The sequence below is a fragment of the Streptomyces sp. NPDC017095 genome, from assembly GCF_044332325.1.
Lineage (GTDB): Bacteria > Actinomycetota > Actinomycetes > Streptomycetales > Streptomycetaceae > Streptomyces.
Genome location: NZ_JBIROU010000001.1, coordinates 356,688 through 376,219 on the forward strand (window position 1 = coordinate 356,688; position 19,532 = coordinate 376,219).

At 74.9% G+C, this 19,532-nt stretch carries 15 protein-coding genes; 9 read left to right on the plus strand and 6 right to left on the minus strand.

The features are described 5' to 3' along the window. The 4 genes from ACH4OA_RS01355 to ACH4OA_RS01370 form a co-directional block, all read right to left on the minus strand. Entirely contained in the window at window positions 1-981 is a 981-nt protein-coding gene (locus ACH4OA_RS01355) for an ABC transporter substrate-binding protein (protein WP_397935043.1), read from the minus strand. Continuing rightward, window positions 978-1,652, minus strand: coding sequence for an ABC transporter permease (locus ACH4OA_RS01360; protein WP_397935045.1), 675 nt, complete (start codon window positions 1,650-1,652; stop codon window positions 978-980). Before ACH4OA_RS01360 ends, ACH4OA_RS01355 begins: the two co-directional genes overlap by 4 nt. After that, complete coding sequence (locus tag ACH4OA_RS01365; protein ID WP_397935047.1) at window positions 1,649-2,329, minus strand: ABC transporter permease; 681 nt, start codon at window positions 2,327-2,329, stop codon at window positions 1,649-1,651. Before ACH4OA_RS01365 ends, ACH4OA_RS01360 begins: the two co-directional genes overlap by 4 nt. A gap of 611 nt (window positions 2,330-2,940) precedes the next feature. Then, window positions 2,941-3,513, minus strand: a complete 573-nt coding sequence (locus tag ACH4OA_RS01370; protein WP_397935049.1) for a TetR/AcrR family transcriptional regulator — start codon at window positions 3,511-3,513, stop codon at window positions 2,941-2,943. Between the two features lie 135 nt (window positions 3,514-3,648). Between ACH4OA_RS01370 and ACH4OA_RS01375 the strand changes: the two genes are divergently transcribed. The 4 genes from ACH4OA_RS01375 (at window position 3,649) to ACH4OA_RS01390 (ending at window position 8,074) form a co-directional block, all read left to right on the plus strand. After that, window positions 3,649-4,506: a MoxR family ATPase gene (locus ACH4OA_RS01375; protein ID WP_365883103.1), complete on the plus strand. Its 858-nt coding sequence runs from the start codon at window positions 3,649-3,651 to the stop codon at window positions 4,504-4,506. Then, the gene (locus ACH4OA_RS01380; RefSeq protein WP_397935052.1) at window positions 4,503-5,852 is read left to right on the plus strand and encodes a VWA domain-containing protein; all 1,350 of its coding nucleotides are present in this window, start codon (window positions 4,503-4,505) and stop codon (window positions 5,850-5,852) included. The genes ACH4OA_RS01375 and ACH4OA_RS01380 overlap by 4 nt, the downstream gene beginning before the upstream one ends. A 177-nt stretch (window positions 5,853-6,029) precedes the next feature. Beyond that, entirely contained in the window at window positions 6,030-7,007 is a 978-nt protein-coding gene (locus ACH4OA_RS01385; protein WP_397967031.1) for a D-cysteine desulfhydrase family protein, read from the plus strand. A gap of 185 nt (window positions 7,008-7,192) precedes the next feature. After that, complete coding sequence (locus tag ACH4OA_RS01390) at window positions 7,193-8,074, plus strand: GNAT family N-acetyltransferase (RefSeq protein WP_397967033.1); 882 nt, start codon at window positions 7,193-7,195, stop codon at window positions 8,072-8,074. A 63-nt stretch (window positions 8,075-8,137) separates the two neighbouring features. Here ACH4OA_RS01390 and ACH4OA_RS01395 read toward each other — a convergent pair whose 3' ends face one another. Both ACH4OA_RS01395 and ACH4OA_RS01400 read right to left on the minus strand, forming a co-directional pair. Then, entirely contained in the window at window positions 8,138-8,494 is a 357-nt protein-coding gene (locus tag ACH4OA_RS01395) for a cupin domain-containing protein (protein ID WP_365884177.1), read from the minus strand. Between the two features lie 195 nt (window positions 8,495-8,689). Beyond that, the gene (locus ACH4OA_RS01400; RefSeq protein WP_397967034.1) at window positions 8,690-9,640 is read right to left on the minus strand and encodes a LysR family transcriptional regulator; all 951 of its coding nucleotides are present in this window, start codon (window positions 9,638-9,640) and stop codon (window positions 8,690-8,692) included. A 156-nt stretch (window positions 9,641-9,796) separates the two neighbouring features. On the opposite strand from ACH4OA_RS01400, the gene ACH4OA_RS01405 reads away from it, so the two are divergent. The 5 genes from ACH4OA_RS01405 to ACH4OA_RS01425 all read left to right on the plus strand — a co-directional run bounded on the left by ACH4OA_RS01405 (window position 9,797) and on the right by ACH4OA_RS01425 (window position 19,532). After that, window positions 9,797-10,492 (plus strand): type 1 glutamine amidotransferase domain-containing protein, encoded by a 696-nt coding sequence (locus ACH4OA_RS01405; protein WP_397967037.1) that lies wholly within the window; start codon window positions 9,797-9,799, stop codon window positions 10,490-10,492. 792 nt (window positions 10,493-11,284) lie between these two features. Further along, a complete protein-coding gene (locus ACH4OA_RS01410; protein ID WP_397935058.1) occupies window positions 11,285-11,965 on the plus strand; it encodes an RNA polymerase sigma factor in 681 nt (226 codons plus the stop codon). Then, complete coding sequence (locus tag ACH4OA_RS01415) at window positions 11,962-12,318, plus strand: hypothetical protein (protein WP_397967039.1); 357 nt, start codon at window positions 11,962-11,964, stop codon at window positions 12,316-12,318. The genes ACH4OA_RS01410 and ACH4OA_RS01415 overlap by 4 nt, the downstream gene beginning before the upstream one ends. A gap of 694 nt (window positions 12,319-13,012) precedes the next feature. Continuing rightward, on the plus strand, window positions 13,013-14,914 hold the full coding sequence (locus ACH4OA_RS01420; RefSeq protein WP_397967041.1) for an amino acid adenylation domain-containing protein: 1,902 nt from the start codon (window positions 13,013-13,015) through the stop codon (window positions 14,912-14,914). Between the two features lie 34 nt (window positions 14,915-14,948). Further along, a complete protein-coding gene (locus tag ACH4OA_RS01425; protein ID WP_397967043.1) occupies window positions 14,949-19,532 on the plus strand; it encodes a type I polyketide synthase in 4,584 nt (1,527 codons plus the stop codon).

Sequence of the window (19,532 nt, forward strand, 5' to 3'; positions counted from 1 at the left end):
CTACCGGAGCAGGCCCTTGGCCCGGAGGTAGGCGCGGGCGACGTCGGCGGGCAGCCGCCGCCAGGTGTCGACCTGCCGGTTCATGGCGGCCAGGTCGGCGGTGGTGAGCACGGTGTTGAGCCGGCCCAGGGCCCGCGCCACCCGTGCGCTGCCCGCGCGGGAGCGGTTGACGACCGGGACGATGTGGTCGGCGTTCTGCAGGTGCCGGTCGTCGGCGAGCAGGACCAGGCCGAAGGAGTCGAGGGTGGCGTCGGTGGTGGTGGTCAGCACCATCTGGTCCCGGCCGTCCCGCACCGCCCGCTTGGCCTGGGTGGTGCCGACGCCCTTGGGATCGATCCCGGTGAGCCGGATGCCGTACACCTTCCGCAGGCCGGGTGCGCAGTACGGCCGGCGCACGCACTCGTCGCCCGCCGCGAGCCGTACCGGCAGCCGCGCGGCGCCGAGGTCGCCCAGGGAGCGCAGGCGGTGCTGCCGGGCGTACGCGGCGCGCACCGCGAAGGCGTTCTGGTCGACGGCCCGGCCCGGCGGCAGGACCGACAGTCCGCGGGGCGTGGCGAGGGCGCGCAGGCCCTTCATGGTGGCGCCGAGGTCGGGCGAGCCGACGGGGGCCGCGGTGGCGCCGTGGGTCCTGGCGCCCAGCCAGTCGGCGAAGGTGGCCGCGTACTCGGGCACGACGTCGATCCGGCCGGCTTCCAGGGCCGGTTCGTACAGCTCCCGGTTGGCGACCGTGAGGAGGGACGTGCGGTAGCCGGCCCGGCCGAGCAGCTCGGCGTAGAGCCGGGCGAGCAGGTCGCTCTCGGTGAAGCCGGCCGAGCCGACGGTCAGCCGGTGGCTGTCGCCGGGCGGCGCGGTGACCCGGCCGCGGTCCTCCAGGGACGGGCCGGTGGCACAGGCGGCCGGCGCGAGCAGCGCGGCCAGCGCCGTCGCGGCGCGTGCCGTGCGCAGCAGCCGGGCCCGTCCGCGGGGCCCGCCGCCGGTCATCGGCCGCCGCCCCGCGCCCGGGCCGGGGCGGACCGTTCGGCCAGCTCGAAGACGCCCTCCACCGCGAGGGCGAACACGGCGACGAGGAACGCGCCCGCGACCACCTGGGGCGTGCTGGCCAGGTTGAACCCGGCCGTGATAATCCGGCCGAGGCCGCCGCCGCCCGCGAGCGCGGCGATGGTGGCGGTGGCCACGAGCTGCACCGCGGCGATCCGGACCCCGGTCAGCAGCAGCGGGAGCGCCAGGGGCAGTTCCACCCGGAACAGCAGTTGCCGGCCGGTCATCCCCATGCCCCGGGCGGCCTGGACGACGTCCCGGTCGACCTCGCGCATGCCGACGTAGGCGTTGGTGAGCAGCGGCGGTACGGCGAACAGCACCAGGGCGACCACGGTGGGCCCCTGGTCCCACCGGCCGACCGGGGTCAGCAGGAGCAGGACGAGCACGGCGAAGGTGGGCACGGCGCGGCCGGCGTTGGAGAGGTTCACGGCGAGCGTGCCGCCCTTGCCGAGGTGGCCGAGGACGAGCGCGACGGGCAGGGCGAGCACACAGCTGAGGACCAGGCAGACGGCGGTGAGCGTCAGGTGCTCCAGCAGCCGGTGCCGGATGCCGTCCTCGCCCGGCCAGTGCGCGGGGTCGGTGAGCCAGGCCCAGGCGGCGGTCAGGGTGTTCATGTCCCGGCCGCCCTGGTCCACGGGGTGAGCAGCCGCTGCACGCCCAGCAGGAGCAGGTCGGCGGCGACCGCGATCAGCACGCACAGCGCGGACGCGGTGAACACCTGGGCCTTGAAGTAGCTGTTCATGCCGGCGTAGAGGAGGTTGCCGAGGCCGCCGTGGCCGACGATGGCGCCGACCGTGGCCAGCGAGACCGCCGAGACGGTGGCGATGCGCAGGCCCGCCATCGCGGCGGGCAGGGCGAGCGGCAGTTCCACGGTGAGCAGCAGGCGGACGGGGCCGTAGCCGAGCCCGCGCGCGGCCTGCCGGGTCTCCTCGGGCACCGCGCGCAACCCGGCGAGGATGTTCCGCACGAGCAGGGTGAGCGAGTACAGCACGAGCCCGGCCACGACGAGCGTGGCCGACAGGCCGTAGAGCGGCAGCAGCAGGGAGAACATGGCCAGCGACGGGATGGTGTAGAGGACCGTCGTGACGGCCAGCACCGGGCCGGCCGCCCAGCGCGCGCGGCGGGCCAGCAGCGCGAGCGGCAGCGCGATGACCAGCCCGGTCAGCACCGACAGGAACGTCAGCTGGAGATGCTGGACCACGGCGTCCAGCAGGATCTGCCGCCGGGTGCTCAAGTAGGCACCACAGATCCACTCGTTGCGCACGAGACAGTCATCCGGAACCGCGGTCACGAACCCATTGGACGGGACGAGCACGGGGGCGGCGCGACGGGGTGGGCCGTACGGGGGTGGGGGCCGGCGGGGGGTGCCGGGCTGGCGGGGGGGTGTCGGGCCGGCGGGTGCGGGCAGGGGGCGGGCGCAGGCGGCCGGTGCGGTGGGGCAGCCACAGGGGGCCGGTGCCGGGCAGCGGCCAGCCGCACACGGCCGGTGCCGGGCAGGGGACGGCCTCAAGCAGCCGGTGCGCGGCAGGGGGCGGGCGCAGACAACCGGCGCCGGGCAGCGGTCAGCCGCACACGGCCGGTGCCGGGCGGCGGTCGGCGCCGGGCGGTGGTCAGCCGTAGGCAGCCGGTGCCGGTCAAGGGGCCGGCCGCAAGCGACCGGCGCGGGGCAGCGCGGCCAGCGCAGGCGACCGGTGCCAGGCAGGGGGCAGCCCCAAGCGGCCAGCGCGAGACAGGGGTCGGCGCCGGGCAGTGGCTAGCCGTAGGCAGCCGGCGCCAGGCAGGGGTCATCCGTAGGCAGTCCGCGCGGGCCAGCGGTCAGCCGCAGACAGCCGACGCCGGGCAGAGGGCGGCCCCAAGCGGCCGGCGCCGGGCGGCGGTCAGCCGCGCGCGGTCCGGTAGGGGTCAGTGCAGGCCGGCCGCGTCCAGGAGTGCGGTCACCGTGGTCGTGAGGAGGCCGTCGTCCAGGCGTTCCATGCCCGCGCCGGCCCGGGCGCTGGCGCCGTCGAAGACCAGGACGAGCTGGCGGGCCAGGAGCGCCGGGTCGCGGGCGCCGCCCAGCTCCGCCTCGGCGCGGAAGCGGGCCGCCAGTGCGTCCTTGACGGCGCGGGCGGCCAGGCTCGCCGGGTGCTCGGGGTCCTTCAGCTCGACCAGCGCGGCGAGGTAGGGGCAGCCGCGGTACCCGGCGTCCTGGGCGGCGAGGGCCAGCCGCTCGAAGACGTACAACACGCGCTCGCGCGGGGTCGCGGAGCCGGGGTCCGGGTGGGTCAGCTCGGCGTCGTACCACGGGGCGGTCCGTTCGAGGCTCGCCGCCAGCATCGCGTCCTTGCTGTCGAACAGCTGGTACATCGACCGCTTGGACACCCCCGCCTCCCGGCACAGCGCCTCGATGCCGACGGAGACGCCTTCGCGGTAGGCGAGCCGGGCAGCGGCGTCGAGCAGGCGCTCGCGCGGGGACGCCTTGTCTGTGGTGGCCATAGGGCGAGGTTACCGCGCCGCGGCCCCGGGGAAACCGATCGGTGTATACCGTGGCGCGGAAGTTGAACAAGCGCTTAGATAGGAGCCGCCCGGAACCGCCCCGGGCCGCTGCTCCCGACCCGCCCGGAGGCCCCGTTGTTCACGTCCGTCGACGACGTCTCCGCCCGCCTCGCCGAGACCGGCTACCTCGCCTCGCCGGCCGTCGCCACGACCGTGTTCCTCGCCGCCCGGCTGGGCAAGCCGCTGCTGGTCGAAGGGCCCGCCGGGGTCGGCAAGACCGAACTCGCCAAGGCCGTCGCCGCGGTGGCCGGGGCCCGCCTGGTCCGGCTCCAGTGCTACGAGGGCGTGGACGAGGCGCGGGCCCTGTACGAGTGGAACCACGCCAAACAGCTGCTGCGCATCAGCGCGGGCCGCGGCGAGAGCTGGGACGAGGCCCGCACCGACATCTTCACCGAGGAGTTCCTGCTCCCCCGCCCGCTGCTGACCGCCATCCGCGGCGACGAGCCGACCGTGCTGCTCATCGACGAGACCGACAAGGCCGACGTCGAGATGGAGGGGCTGCTGCTGGAGGTGCTCAGCGACTTCCAGGTGACGGTCCCCGAACTGGGCACGGTCACCGCCACCCGCCGCCCGTTCGTCGTCCTGACCTCCAACGCCGGCCGGGAGCTGTCCGAGGCGCTGCGCCGCCGCTGCCTGTTCCTGCACATCGGGTTCCCGGAGGAGGAGCTGGAGCGGCGGATCGTCCGGCTGAAGGTGCCGGGCCTCGGCGAGGCGCTGACCGAGTCGGTGGTCCGGGTGGTCGGCGCGCTGCGCGCGATGGATCTGCGCAAGGCGCCGTCCGTGGCCGAGACCGTCGACTGGGCGCGCACCCTGCTCGCCCTGGGCGCCGGCACGCTGGACGAGAGCGTCGTACGGGACACCCTCGGAGTGATCCTCAAACACCAGGACGACATCCAGAAGGCGGCGGCCAAACTGGACCTGGACGCGCTGTGACCGTCGCCGACCGGATCACAGGCCTGGCCGGGGCGCTGCGCGCGCACGGGGTGCGGGTCGGCACCGGGGAGACCGTGGACGCGGCCCGCGCGGCGGAGGCGCTCGGGCTCGCGGACCGGGAGCTGCTGCGCGAGGGCCTGGCCGCGACGCTGCTGCACGGGCCGGGCCAGCGGGCCGTGTTCGACTCGGTCTTCGACCTGTACTTCCCGCGCTCGGTCGGCGGCCCCGGGACCGCCCCGGCGGACCGGGACGCCCTGCGCGACCGGCTCGCCGAGGCGCTGGCCGACGACGACCGGGCGCTGCTCGCACGACTGGCGGCGGAGGCCGTCGACGGGCTCGGCGGATACGGCGCCTCACCGGGCTCGGACGGCTGGTCGGCGTACCAGACCCTGGACCGGCTGCGTCCGCAGACCCTGCTGGCCCGGGTACGCGCGGAGGTGCGGGGCCGGGACGGCGGCGGCGCGGGATTCGCGGACCGGCTGCTGGACGACGAGATCCGGCGCCGCATCGAGGAGTTCCGGCGGCTGGTGGGCGCGGAGGCACGGCGCCGGGTGGCCGAGCGGCGCGGCCGGGAGGAGATCGCGCGGCGGGGCGTCCGGCCGACCGCCGACCGGGTCGACTTCCTGTCCGCCGGGCGGGACCAGCTCGCCGAACTGCGCAGGACGGTACGGCCGCTGGCGCGCAAGCTGGCCACCCGGCTCGCCGCGCGCCGCCGCCGGGCCGCGCGCGGCACCATCGATCTGCGCCGCACCCTGCGCTCCTCGCTGTCCACGGGCGGCGTGCCGATGCGTCCGGTGCTGCGCCGGCGCCGGCCGGTCCGCCCCGAACTGGTGCTGCTGTGCGACGTGTCGGGCTCGGTGTCCGGGTTCTCGGACTTCACCATGCTCCTCGTGCAGGCCCTGCACGAGGAGTTCAGCAAGGTGCGCGTGTTCGCCTTCGTCAACCGGCTGGACGAGGTCACCGGCCTGCTCGGCCACGGCGGCGCCGACCCCGAAGGGCTCGGCGCCCGGATCCGCGCCGAGGCCACGCTCACCGGCTGGCACGGCAGCAGCGACTACGGCGCGGCGCTGGGCGAGTTCGCCGAGCGGTACGGCGACGCGGTCGGCCCGCGCAGCACGGTGTTCGTCCTCGGTGACGCCCGGACGAACATGAGCGACCCCAACCTCGCCGCCGTACGCGGCATCGCCCGGCGGGCCCGGCGCGTGTACTGGCTGAACCCCGAGCCCCGCGACCGCTGGGGCACCGGCGACTCGGCCGCGCCCGCGTACGCCGAGCTGATCGAGATGCACGAGTGCCGTACGGCCCGGCAGCTCGGCGCGCTGATCGCCCGCCTGCTGCCGGTGTGAGACTCGGCGCGCTGATCGCCCGCCTGCTGCCGGTGTGAGACTCGGCGCGCTGATCGGCCGCCTGCTGCCGGTGTCAGACTCGGCACGTTGATCGCCCGCCTGCTGCCGGTGTGAGACCGTGACCGACCGGCCGCGGGCACCGGCCGCTCCCGCAGACCACCGAGCCGAGGAACCGTGATGAGTCAGCACCCGCCCGTGCCGCTGGGCACCTTCCCCACTCCCGTCGAACCGGCGCCCCGGCTGGCCGCCGCGCTCGGGCTCGGGCCGGACGACCTGTGGGTGAAACGGGACGACCTGACCGGCCTGGGCGGCGGCGGGAACAAGATCCGCAAGCTGGAGTGGACGGTGGGCGCGGCGCTCGCCGAGGGCGCGGACACGCTCGTGACCACCGGTGCCGCGCAGAGCAACCACGCCCGGCTGACCGCCGCCGCGGGCGCCCGGCTCGGGCTGGACGTCGTCCTGGTGCTGCGCGGCTCGCCAGGCGCCTCGCACTCGGGCAACCTCGCCCTGGACGGGCTGTTCGGGGCGCGGCTCGCCTGGGCCGGCGAGGTGGACCGGGCCGGGCTGGACACGGCGGCGGCCGAGGTCTGCGCGCGGCTGCGGACCCAGGGCGCCCGTCCGGCGCTGATCCCGTTCGGCGGTTCCAGCACGACGGCGGCCCGGGGCTACGCGGCCTGCGGCGCGGAACTGCGCGAGCAGGTCCCGGAGCTGCGCACGGCGGTGGTCGCGCTCGGCTCGGGCGGCACCATGGCGGGTCTGGTCGCGGCCCTGGGCAGCGGATCGGTGCTCGGCGTGGACGTGGGCGCGCTGGCCGACCCGGCCGCCGCGGCGGCCGGGTTCGCCGCACCGCTGACGGCGGAGCGGATCACGCCGGACGGGCTGCGGGTGCGCCGGGACCAGGTGGGCGCCGGGTACGCGGCCCTGACCGGCCCGGTGTCGGACGCGCTCCGCCTCGCCGCCCGTACCGAGGGCCTGGTCCTGGACCCGGTCTACACGGGCCGGGCCCTGGCCGGTCTGCGCGCGGCCGTCCGGGACGGTGAGATCCGTCCGGGCGAGCGGACCGTCCTCGTCCACACCGGCGGGCTGCCCGGCCTCTTCGGCAGCCCGGCGGCGATCACCTTCGCGGAGGAGGGCGCGGGCACGTTCGGCGGGTGAGCGCCGGGACGGGGTCCGTCGATATTCCGTTTACCGGGAGGCGGTGGGCCCGCTAGGTTCTCCCCGTCGGCCGGGCCGTTCCCGGACCGGCGTCGTCGACGAGGAGGTGTGGAGCACATGCGCAGGAGTGCCCGGCAGTCGAGCCCGCGTACCGGACTTCGCCCCCTCCTCACGACGGAGACACCTTGTCGCTTCGCATCACCCCACTGACCGACCCCGTCGACGGGCCGCACAGCCGGCGGCTCGCCTGGCTGGCGTCCGACGCCGGTTCCCTCCCTCTCGGGACGGCCTTCCTGCGGCTGTTCACCGATCCCGGACAGCGGCACCTGGCCGAACTGACCCTCTGCGTCCATCCCGCGGAGCGGCGCCGGCGGGTCGGTTCCCGGCTCCTCGACGCCGCGGTGGCCACCGCCCGGGACGACGCCCGGCGCCGCGTCGTCGCGCAGGCCGAGGCCGGATCGCCCGGCGACCGCTTCCTGGCGGCCCGCGGTTTCCGCAGGGTCCTCACCCTGCGGTTCTCCCGCCTGGCCCTGGCCGGTGCGGACCTCACCGCCCTCGCCGGCATCGCCGCGCGTCCGCACCCGGGCTACCGGCTCGTGTCCTGGCAGGGCACCGTCCCCGACGACCTCGCGCCGACGTTCGCCGCCGCACGGCGCGCCATGGACGACATGCCCATGGACGAGGCCGACCACACCACGGTGACCTGGGACGTGGACCGTGTCCGGGCCGCGGCGGCCGCCGTCGCCCAGCGCGGCGACCTGCTGCACACCGTCGTCGCCGTCGACACCGGCGACGGCTCGGTCGCCGGGTTCACCGAAATCGTCGTTCCCGGCGACGGCACGGGGGACGGCCAGCACTACGGCACGGGCGTACTGCCCGAGCACCGCGGGCACGGCCTCGGCCGGTGGATGAAGGCCGAGTCGATCCGGCAGGCGCGCGGACGCCATCCGCGCCTCGGCGGCCTCCTGACCGACACCGCCGAGGGCAACACGCACATGAGACGGATCAACGACGCGCTCGGCTACACACCGACGCACACGACACATCAGCGTCAGCTCGACCTGTAGCGGCGCCGCGGACGGGCCGGGCCCGGGCACCTCGCCCGGTCCGGCCCGGTCCGGCTCGGGGCGCTAGCCCTTCGCGTACTCGTTCGCCATGGTGCCCGCGAAGTCGTACAGCACGACCTGCTCGTCACCGACCACCCAGGCGTCGTGGCCGGGCGCGCACACGAAGACGTCACCCGGGCCGACCTCGGCCTCCGCGCCGTCGTCCATGCGCAGGCGCATCCGTCCGCGCACCACGTAGCCGTTGTGGTGGACCATGCAGCTCTCGGTGCCCGCGATCGGGCCCACCGACTGCGACCAGCGCCAGCCCGGTTCGAAGGTGCCCACCGCGAAGTCGAGCCCGCTCAGGTGGAGCGCCTCGAGGTGGCCGCGGGGGAAGTCGCGCCGTTCGTCCGGCTTCTCGACCGTCTTCACTTCCAGCATGACGGTGTCCTTCCTTCCGGTCTTCCGGCCGCTCACCGCGGCCGGGGCCGGCCGCTGTCCGCCGACGGTCCCGGACGGCCCCGGCGCCACGCGGCCGTACCCCACGACTCCATCGTCGTCCCCGCGGTCCGGCGCCGCCAGCAGACGGAAACCGAGCCCGCCGCCGGGCCGGCGGCACCCGGGGGCCGGCGTGGGTCACCAGTCGGGCGCCGCCCGCAGCAGCAGGGCGCGTACGCGGGCCACGTCCGGGTTGTCGCAGGTGCCGGGGCGCTGCACGAGGTAGCCGGTGTTGATCGGCGGGTCCTCCGGTTCCAGCAGCGCGACGAGCGCGCCGGACGCCAGCAGGTCCTGGCACAGGTACCGGGGCAGCACGCCGAACCCGGCGCCCGCCACCACGGCCGCGAGGACCCCGCGCAAATCGGGCACGGTCACGTCGGCGGCACGGGACAGCCGCCGGCCGAAGACGTGCCGCCAGTAGCGGCGGGCGATCGGCAGGTCCTCGGCGTACGTGATGAGCGGGACACCGTGCAGGAACGCGGGGTCCGGGGCGGCGGACCGTTCGGCACCGGGTGCCCGGGCGGCGTCCTGGGGCTCGGCGGTGCCGGGTGGCGTCCGGGCGGCCCAGACCGGGGCGGCGACCAGGACGAACTCCTCGTCGGTGAGCGGCACGGCGTGCAGGGTACGGCCGCGCGGGCGGGTGGTGGCGATCACCAGGTCGTGGCGGCCGGCGCGCAGTTCGTCCAGCAGCGGATCGGTCAGCCCGGTCGCCACGCGCAGCCGTACGCCCTCGGCGACCAGCGGTGCCAGGGCCGGCAGCACGGTGGTGCACAGCAGTTCCGCCGGGCCGGCCAGGTGCACGGGCCGGGTCCGGGCCCCGGCCGGCGCGGCGGGCCCTGCGACGGCGGACAGCTCGTCCAGGGGCGCGGCGATCCGCGTCGCCAGTTCGTCGGCGACCGGCGTCGGCGACACGCCCCGCGGCAGCCGTTCGAACAGTTCCCGGCCGGTCTGCCGCTCCAGCGCGCGCATCTGCGTCGTCACCGTGGGCTGCGACAGTCCGAGCAGGCGGGCGGCGCCGGTGAAGGAGCCGGAACGGTACACCGCGAGGAAGGTGCGCAGCAGGTTGAGGTCGAGGGAAGCGGTCTCCACACACCGAGTATCACCGCCGTCCCGGCCCCGGCTGCCATAGGGCTGGCTATGGCAGCCATGCAATACGGCATTGGCGACCTGTGGCTTCCCTCGCCTACGTTCAGAAGCCTCAGACCCCAGTCTTCCTGGGCTCCCGGCTTCCTGGAGAGAACCACCATGACGAAGATCCTTTTCGTGCTGACCGCCGCCGACCACTGGACGCTCGCCGACGGCACCGCGCACCCGACCGGCTTCTGGGCCGAGGAGGTCGTGGTCCCCTACCGCGCCCTCGAGGCCGCCGGCCACGAGATCACCGTCGCCACGCCGGGCGGCGCGGTGCCGCCGGTCGACCGGGCCAGTCTGGCCGCCGAGGTCAACGGCGGCCAGGAGCAGGCCGACGCGTTCGCCCGCGCGCTGGAGGAGATGACCGAGCTGCGGACGCCGGTGCCGCTGGCCGAGGTGGACCTCGACGACTTCGCCGCCGTGTTCTACCCGGGCGGGCACGGCCCCATGGAGGACCTGGCCGTGGACGCCGAGTCCGGCAGGCTGCTGGTCGCGGCCCTGGACTCGGGCAAGCCGCTGGCCGTGGTGTGCCACGGTCCGGCCGCGCTGCTCGCCGCGGTCCGGCCGGACGGCGCCAACGCCTTCGCCGGTTACCGCGTGGCGGCCTTCACCAACGAGGAGGAGACCCAGGGCGGCCTGGCCGGGCAGGCGCCGTGGCTGCTCCAGGACCGGCTGACCGAGGCGGGCGTCGACGTACGTGCGGCGGAGCCGTGGGCTGCGCACCTGGTGGTGGACCGCAACCTGATCACCGGCCAGAACCCGGCCTCCTCGACACCGGTCGCCGAGGAACTGCTGAAGCGACTGGGCTGAGCGACACGTGGGGGCCCGCCGGTTGAGGCGGGCCCACTGGTTGGGGCGGGGTCGGTGGTTGAGGCGGCCCCACCGGGCGGGCGGGGCGCGGTGGCCTCGGACGGCGAGAGGTGGCGTCGGTGGAGAATTCCTCGCCCCTCGGTCGCAACCTCGGCCGGGGTCGGACGTCTGTCGGGGTGGAGGCCTCCACTTCGAACCGATGTCCGACCCGAGCGACCGAAGGAACACATGTCCGCACACCGAGCCCCGAACTCACCGCGCACCCACCGGCTGCGCACCGCCCTGGGCGTCTCCGTCGCAGGCGCGGCCCTGGCCGTCACCGGCACCCTCGCCGCGCAGGCGGCCCAGGGCGACGATCGCACCGAGGCCGACCGCTCCGCCACCGCACCGGCTCCCGCGCACGCCGTACCCGCCACCGCACCGGCCCCGGCCCCGGCGGACCGCCACGCGGCCCCATCGCCGGTGCCGTCCCCGCCCCGCACGGGAACGCCTTCCCCGGTGCCGTCCCCACCCCGCACCGGAACCCCCTCCCCCGTGCCCTCCCCGGTCCACACCGGAACACCTTCCCCGGTGCCCTCCCCGCCCCGCACCAAGAGCCCCGCCCCGGCCTCCCTTTCTGCGGTGCCGTCCACCGCCGGCCCCGGGCCCCGGCACCCTGTGCCGGACCCGCCGCATCGCCACCCGTACCACCGTCACGCCACGCCGGCGCCGGTTCCGCAGCAGTACTGAGGCAGGGCCGGGAACGCGGGAGCCGTCGTGCGGCGGCTCCCGCGTTCCGGTGCCGGGAGATCCATGACGACAGCGACACCACCGGCCGCGGCCCCGCCCTGGGCACGCGCCGGCACCCCGGAGCCCGCCGCGTCCCGGCGGCGGCACTTCACCCACGCGGTGCGCACCCGCGTCCTCACCCTGGCCCGCACCCGGATCGGCGCGGGTACGCCGCCGGCCGCCCCCGTCGCCGCCCGGAGCGTCACCGAGGCCCAAGGCCCGGCGGACTTCGAGGAGTTGTACCACCACCGCCGGCTGTCCCTGGTACGCCTCGCGGTGCTGCTGGTGGACGACCTGCCCACGGCCGAGGACGTCGTACAGGACGCGTTCACCGCGCTGTTCCGGCGGCACGGACACCGGCTGGCGGCGCTGGACGACCCGGAGGCGTACCTGCGGACCAGTGTCGTCAACGCGGCCCGCTCGGTGCTGCGCCGGCGCAGGACCGTACGGGCGCACACCCCGGCTCCGGAGGGCCACGCGCCCGCGCCGGAGGAGGACGTGCTGCTGCACGAGGACCACCGGGAGGTGCTGGCGGCGCTGCGCACGCTGACCCGGCGACAGAAGGAGGTGCTGGTGCTGCGCTACTGGTCGCATCTGACCGAGGCCGAGATCGCGGCGACGCTCGGCCTGTCGCGCGGTGCCGTCAAGTCCACGGCGAGCAGGGCGCTGGACGCCCTGGGCCGGCGGCTGGAGGAACTGCGATGAGCGAATCCGGTACGGAGAGTAGGGGGACTACGGCTACGGCGGTCGAGGAGCGGCTGCGGGCCGCCCTGGCCGCGCGTGCGCACCGCGTCGGCCCCGCCGACCTGCGGCCGCTGCCCGTGCCGACCGGGCCGGCGCGGGCACGGCGGACCCTGGTGCGCCGGACGGTGACGGGCCTGCTGGTCCTGGCCGCCGTGGCCGCGCTGGTGTTCTTCGCCGCGCGCGGCGGGCAGCCGCGCCCGGTCCAGCCGGCCCGCACCCCGCACCCGTCGACCGGGACGCCGTCCCCGGCCCCGAGCCCGCCGGCGCCGTCCCCGGTCACACCCGAGCCCTCCCCCAGCACCCACCGGTCGTGAGCGCGCCGGGGGCCGGGCGTCGGCCACCGGCGGCGACCACGGGGTGAACGGCCGAAGACGTGCTTCCCAACGCCTGCCGCGCAGCAGGAAGTTGGGAGGCTGAGCGACCCGTGCCTCCGGACCGGGCCGGCTCAGGAATCCGGGGCGTCGCCCTCGTCACCTGCCGCCCCAGCAGCCCGTTCCCGCGCGCCGCCCAACTAGATGTGGGCCTCATGGATTTGGCCATCCCTGCGCGCCTTGACAGCGCCCCCGCGCGCCGGGGGGCGCGGGCGTCCGCCCGGGGCCGGGCGGGGGCGGCGGGCCGTGTCCGGGGCCGGTCCGTGGCCGGTGCGATCCGCCCGCCGGCCAGGGACGATGCCGGAACGGGCCGGGCGGCGCCCGCCGGGAGCGCCCCGGCGGACCGCGCCGGGCGGCCCGCCGCGCGGGGGCCCGATCCGCCGTTCCGGCCGGCGGCCGGACGCTTCCCGAGACCCGTCGATTTTGCGTCAGCTACGACTCCGTTATGGCAGCCGCCCCGGGGAAGTGGGTACGATCGGCGCTCGTCAAGGCGCGAAAAGAGCCACAACCCCCCCACCCTCGTAGCCAGTTGTGGCATCACGTTGAACTCTCAGTCGCCGGAGAATGTACCGTGCCATCGGCAGATCATGAGGAAGTCAAGAAGAGGTCAATTCTCGACCAGCTTCTCAGCCTTGCGATGAGATCACCGGACTCTCCGGCGGCGTCGGACGCCACCGAGTCCGTTTCCTACGCGGAGCTGTGGCGCCGGACCGAGACCATGGCCCGGATGCTGCGCGCCCACGGGTGCCGTCCGGGCCGCCCGATCGCTTTGTGTATGTCACCGACGGTTTCCCGGCTGGCGGCGATGCTGGGCATCATGGGCAGCGGCTCGCCGTACGTACCGGTCGACCCGCATTTTCCCGACAGCCGAATCCGCTCGATCATCGACGGAGCCGGGGCGGACCGGGTGATCGTCGACGAGGTCACCGCGAAGAGATTCGCCTCGCTGCCGTACGAGGCCGTGGACGCCTCCGCGTGTTCCGCGGCCGGACCGGCGGATTCCCCGGGTTCCCCGGAATCCGCGCTGACCGAATTGAGCGGCTCCGATCTCGCTTACATCATCTACACCTCGGGGTCGACGGGTAACCCGAAGGGCGTCGCCGTGGAACACGGCAGCGTGAGCCATCTGTTCCGCGCCCTGGATCGTGTGCTGCCGCAATCACCGGACCGGTCCGCCCCGTGCTGGCTGGCCGCGGCGAACTTCTGCTTCGACATGTCCGTCGTCGACCTGTTCTGGCCGCTGACCCGGGGAATCCCCGTCGTGATCGCCGACATCGATTCCCTGGCCGGGAGATCCCCGGAAGGCGCCGAGTTCCTGACCGGTGTCCTGGCCGGCGGCAAGGTCACGCACTTCCAGTCCACTCCCTCCCTCGTCCAGCTGATGCTGCGCGATCCCGTGCTCGCCGCCGCGGTCCGCCGGCTCCACGTCCTCATCATGGGCGGCGAGATCGTGCATCCCGAACTGGTCGCCCAGCTCCGACCGGTGCCGCACGTCTTCAACGGGTACGGGCCCACCGAGACCACCGTGTACACGACGCTGCACGAGTGCTCCGACGAGGACACCGAGCAGGTGCCGATCGGGCGGCCCCTGGACGGTGTGGAGCTGCGGGTCGTCGACGAGGACGGACGCCACTGCCCGCCCGGCACACCCGGGGAACTGCTGATCGGCGGCCCGGGACTGGCCCGCGGCTACCTCAACGACGCGGAGCTGACGGCCCGCAAGTTCCCGGTGCTCGGCGAGGGAACGGACCGGCGCCGCTGGTACCGCACCGGTGACCTGGTCACCATCGGCGCGGACGCGGCCGTGCGGTACCGGGGCCGCGTCGACAGCCAGGTCAAGGTGCGCGGTTTCCGGGTCGAGCTGGGCGAGATCGAGGCGGCGATCCGCGCGGTCCCCGGGGTCGAGGAGGCCGCCGTGTTCCCGGTCCGCGACCCGAGCGCCCGGGTGGTCGGGCTGACCGCGGCGGCGAAGTCCACGGCGGCCGGGGTCCACGAGTCCGCCGTCCTCGCGGAGATCGGCAAGGTGCTGCCGTCGTACGCGGTCCCGCAGACGGTGCGGATCCTGCCGGAGCTGCCGCTCGGCGTCACCGGAAAACTGGACCGCAAGGCGCTGGAACGCCAGTTGGCGGACCTGGTGCCGGTCCCGCGTCCGGACGCGTCACCGGAGCGTACGTCCCGCTCCTCCGGCGGACGTCACGAGGACCTCGTGGCCGCGGCGTGGAGTGCGGTGCTCGGCGAGGACGTACCGGCCGACGCCGAGAGGAACTTCTTCGACTTCGGAGGGAATTCGGCCCTGCTGGGCCAGGTCCTCACCCGCCTTCGTGCGGAATTCCCCGAGGCGAACCTGCAACTGGTCGAGATGTATCGGTATCCCACGGTGCCCGCGCTGGCGGAGCGGCTCAGGACGCAGCCGCCGGCAGCGCACGCGGCGCCCGTTCCGCCCCAGTCGCCGGCCGGCGGCTCCGTCCGGCAGGACGAGAGCCGGCGCACCCGGCTGAGCGCGGCGGACCGCAGGCGGCTGGCCCGCCGAACGAAATAGCCGGGACAACTCACAGAAAGTAAGGATTCGCGACGTGAGTCAGCACGACGTGAGTGAGAACAGTCGGCTGGAAGACACCGCGTGGGACGCGTCGGAGGAATACGGCCCGAGCGCCTCGCAGAGCGTGGCCATCATCGGAATGGCGTGCCGGTTCCCGGACGCGGATTCCCCGGCGCAGTTCTGGGCGAATCTGGTCGACGGAGTGGAATCGATCAGAGTCGAGGACAACGCCGATCCGAACGGATGGCTGCGGGCCAGATCGACCCTGGACGGCATAGACCGGTTCGACGCCGAATTCTTCGGCTACAGCCCGCGGGAAGCCGCTCTTCTCGACCCGCAGCACCGGCTGTTCCTGGAGGTGTGCTGGGAGGCGCTGGAGGACGGCGGCGCCGCCGGCCGCCGGCGAATATCCGATATCGGTGTCTACGGCGGCAGCGGGACGAGCCTGTATTTGATGCACCATCTCAGTGGCCAGGCCAGCAGATCCCTGCCGAACTATCTCGACTCCACCGACGATTTGCAGTTGGCCATGGCCGCGGAACGCGACTACCTGACCAGCCGGGTGTCGTACAAGCTGGACCTCAACGGTCCCAGCGTCAACGTGCAGGCCGCGTGTGCCACCTCGCTGTACGCGCTGCACCTGGCGTGCCAGGCGCTGCTGGCGGGCGAGTGCGACATGGCGCTGGCCGGCGGGTCGCACGTGCCGGTCCCGCAGATCGACGGCTACCAGCCGGAACCGGGCCTGGTGCTGTCGCAGGACGGTCACTGCCGGGCCTTCGACGCGCGGGCCACGGGAACGGTCTTCGGCAGCGGGGTCGGTGTGGTGCTGCTGAAGCCCCTGGACCGGGCGCTCGCCGACAACGACCGGGTGTACGCGGTCATCCGGGGCACCGCGGTCAACAACGACGGTTCCGGGAAGCCGGGTTTCAGCACGCCGAGCGTGGCCGGCCAGGCCGCGGTGATCCGGCAGGCACTGGCCGCCGCCGACGTGGAGCCCTCATCGGTCTCGTACGTCGAGGCGCACGGCACCGCGACGCCGACCGGCGACCCCATCGAGGTCGCGGCGCTCACCGAGGCGTTCAGCGGTGTGCGCCCCGGGTCCTGTGCCCTGGGGTCGGTCAAGACGAACATCGGGCACCTGAGCTGGGCCGGCGGCATCGCCGGGCTGATGAAGACCGCCCTCTCCCTGTGGCACCGCAGGCTGCCCGCCTCCCTGCACTTCCAGGAGCCCAACCCGGCCATCGACTTCGCCGGATCACCGTTCTTCGTGCAGACGAAGACCGCGGACTGGGAGACCGACGGCGGGCCGCGCCGCGCCGGGGTCAGCGCCTTCGGGCTCGGCGGCACCAACGCGCACGCGATCCTGGAGGAGGCGCCGCCGGTGCCCGCCGACCGGGACGCCTCCGCCCGGGACACGGCACCCGGTGTCCAGGTGCTGCCGCTGTCCGGACGCAGCGAGTCCGCGCTGCGCGACCTGGCGGCCCGCGTGGGCAAGGCGCTGCTGGACGACGCGGCCCCGGAGGTCGCCGACGTGGCGTTCACCCTCGGCGAGGGGCGCCGGCACTTCGCCCACCGGGCGGCCGTCGTCGGCTCGGACCGCAAGACGCTCGCCGCGCTCCTGGACGCCGTGGCGGACGGGGAGACGGACGTCTCGGACCGGTTCGACGGCGAGATCGGCGTCGCGTCCGGGCGGGCGCCCGGCACACCGCCCCGGCTGACCATGCTGTTCTCCGGGCAGGGCGCGGAGTACCTGGAAGCGTGCCGTGACCTCTACCTGTCCGAACCCGTGTTCCGGGAGGTCCTGGACAGCGCCGATCCGCAGGTCCTGAAGTACACCGGGCACCGCGTGTCGGACTTCCTCTACCAGGACAGCGCGCGTCGCGGCATGCCCGTCACCGACATCCGGCTGGCCCAGCCGGTCGTCTACGTCCTCCAGGTCGCGCTGGCCCGCCTGTGGCGCGCGTGGGGCGTCACGCCGGACCTGCACATCGGCCACAGCCTCGGGGAGTACGCCGCGGCGCACTGCGCCGGCGTGTTCGACTTCGACACCGGGCTGTACCTGGTGTGCGAGCGCGCGAAGCTGCTCGACAGCGTTCCGGAGTCCGGTGCCATGGCGGCCGTCTTCACCGGCGAGCAGGAGGTGCTCGCCCTGCTGGAGGGCCAGGACCGGGTCGGTGTCGCGGCGGTCAACGCGCCGAACCGCACCGTGATCTCCGGTGACCGCGACGCCCTGGACGGCGTGCTCGCCGAGGCCACCCGGCGCGGTATCACCTGCAAGCGGCTGCGCATCGGACGGGCCGGGCACTCCGTGCACCTGGACGCCATCCTGGACGACTACACGGCCGTCCTGGAGTCCGTCGAGATGCGCCCGCCGGCGCGGCCCATCATCTCCACGCTGACCGGAGCGGCGATCGGCGAGGAGATCGCCACGCCCGGGTACTGGCGGCGGCAACTGCGGTATCCGGTGCGGTTCCTGGAAGCGGTCCGCACCGCCGCCTCCGACGGCTCCGGGGTATTCCTGGAGATCGGGCTGTCCAACACGCTCGTCAACCTCACCCAGTTGGCGCTGGACGACGGCGGCCGCAGCGAACCGGCGTACCTGGAGACGCTGCGCTGGGAACGCGACGACATCGCGTCCACCCGGCTGGCCCTGGCCGGCGCGTACACGGCCGGTGTCGCGGTCGACTGGGCGGCCGTGTCCCCGGGCGGGAGGATGACCGGCCTGCCCACCTATCCGTTCCAGCGGGGCCGCCACTGGGTCGCGCCGGCCCGGCCGGCCGGCGAGGCAGCGGCCGAGCGCGTCGACAGCGACTCGATGGGAGCGGTGGCCGCGGGCGCGGCGGAAGGGCCGCCCACGAGCGGCACCGGCCACTACGTGGTCACCTGGACCGACGCCCCGCCGGCCGACGGGGCGCCCGCCGCGCGGCCCCTGGCGGACACGCGGTGCATGGTCCTCGCGCCCTCGGCGGCGTCGGTCGCCGAACTGGCCCGGGAGCTGGAAGGGCTGGGCGCCGGGGTGCTGGTCCATGTGCTCTCCGACGAGCCGGACACGGTGGCCGCCGCCGCCCGGGCCATGGCCGGCTACCGGCCCGCCATGGTCGTCAACGCCGTACCGGCGCTGCGCAAGCGGCACGCCGACCTCGGCGGCCTGCCGCTCGCCACGGAGTCGGTGTCCGCCGACGTAGTCGCCGCCGGTGGTCTCGCCACCCTGCGGGCCTTCCAGGCGCTGTCCGCGGCGAACCTGCCCGAGGCCACCGTCTGCACGGTCACCTCGGGCGCCCACCGGGTTCTCACCTCGGACGACGTGATTCCCGCGCAGGCGGCGGTCGTCGGTGTCGCGCGGACGGCGCGCACCGAGTTCTCGACCCTGCGCCACGTCCTGGTCGACCTGGGCGCCGCCGACACCAAGCACCGGTGGGCCGCGGCGGCCGCGCGGCTGGCGGCGGCCATCGGCACGGCGCCCGACGGTGACAGCGAACTGGCGCTGCGCGGCGACCGGGTCCTGCTGCCCCGGCTGCGCCCCGCGCGGGTCCCGGCCGGCGGCGGGCGCGTGCGCGTCACGCCCGACGGCTGGTACCTCGTCACCGGAGGTCTGTCCGGGATCGGACTGGAGTGCGCCCAGGCGCTGCTGGAACTGGGCGCGAGGAAGCTGGTGCTGTGCGGCCGCAGCGCTCCCGGCCCGGAGCGCGCCGAGCGCGTGCGGCGGTTGCGCGAGGCGTTCGGCGCGGACATCCGTACGGAGACCGTCGACGTCACCTCGCGGCGGCAGGTCGCCCGGCTGTTCGCCGAGTACGGCCGCGGGGACTGCACCGTGCGCGGTGTGGTCCATGCCGCGGGGGTCATCGACGACGCCATCATCGACCGGACGGACTGGAGCCGGATGGAGCGCGTGCTGGGCCCGAAGGCACAGGGCGCGTGGAACCTCCACCAGTGCGCCACCGAGCACGCGCCCGACCTGGACCTGTTCGTGCTGACCTCCTCCTACGGCGGTCTGTTCGGCAACCCCGGGCAGGCCGGCCACGCCGCGGCCAACACCTTCCTCGACGCGCTGGCGGCCCACCGCCGGGCCGTCGGGCTGGCCGGTCTCTCCCTGGACCTCGGCTCCTGGTCGGACGTCGGGTACCTGGCCGGCAATGACGCCTTCCTGCGCGGGCTGCGGGAGCAGGGCGTCGGCACCATCTCCAGCGCGGAGGGCCGGCCGGCGGTCCGCGCCGCGATCGAGGGCTGGCCCGCGGGACAGGTCGCCGTCCTGCCCACCCGGTGGGACGACCTCGCCGCGGACCACCATCTGGCCTCCAACCCGGTCCTGAGCGGGGTGACCGGCGACACCTCCGCGCCCTCGCCCGCCGGCCCGGACGGTCCGGCACCGGTGACGCCGGCCGACATCCTGGCCCGCTGCCAGGAGGTGGTCTCCCGCGTCCTGGGCTACGACGCCGAGGAACTGGGCCGGATCGACCTGACGAAGGCCGGCATGGACTCGCTCAACGCGCTCACCATCCGGAACAAGCTCCAGCGCCTCCTCGGGGTGCCGCTGCCTGCCTCGATCTGCTTCGACAGGCCGACCCTCAGCGAACTCGCCGCCGACATCGAGAAGCGGATGACGGAGATTCGGGACTGA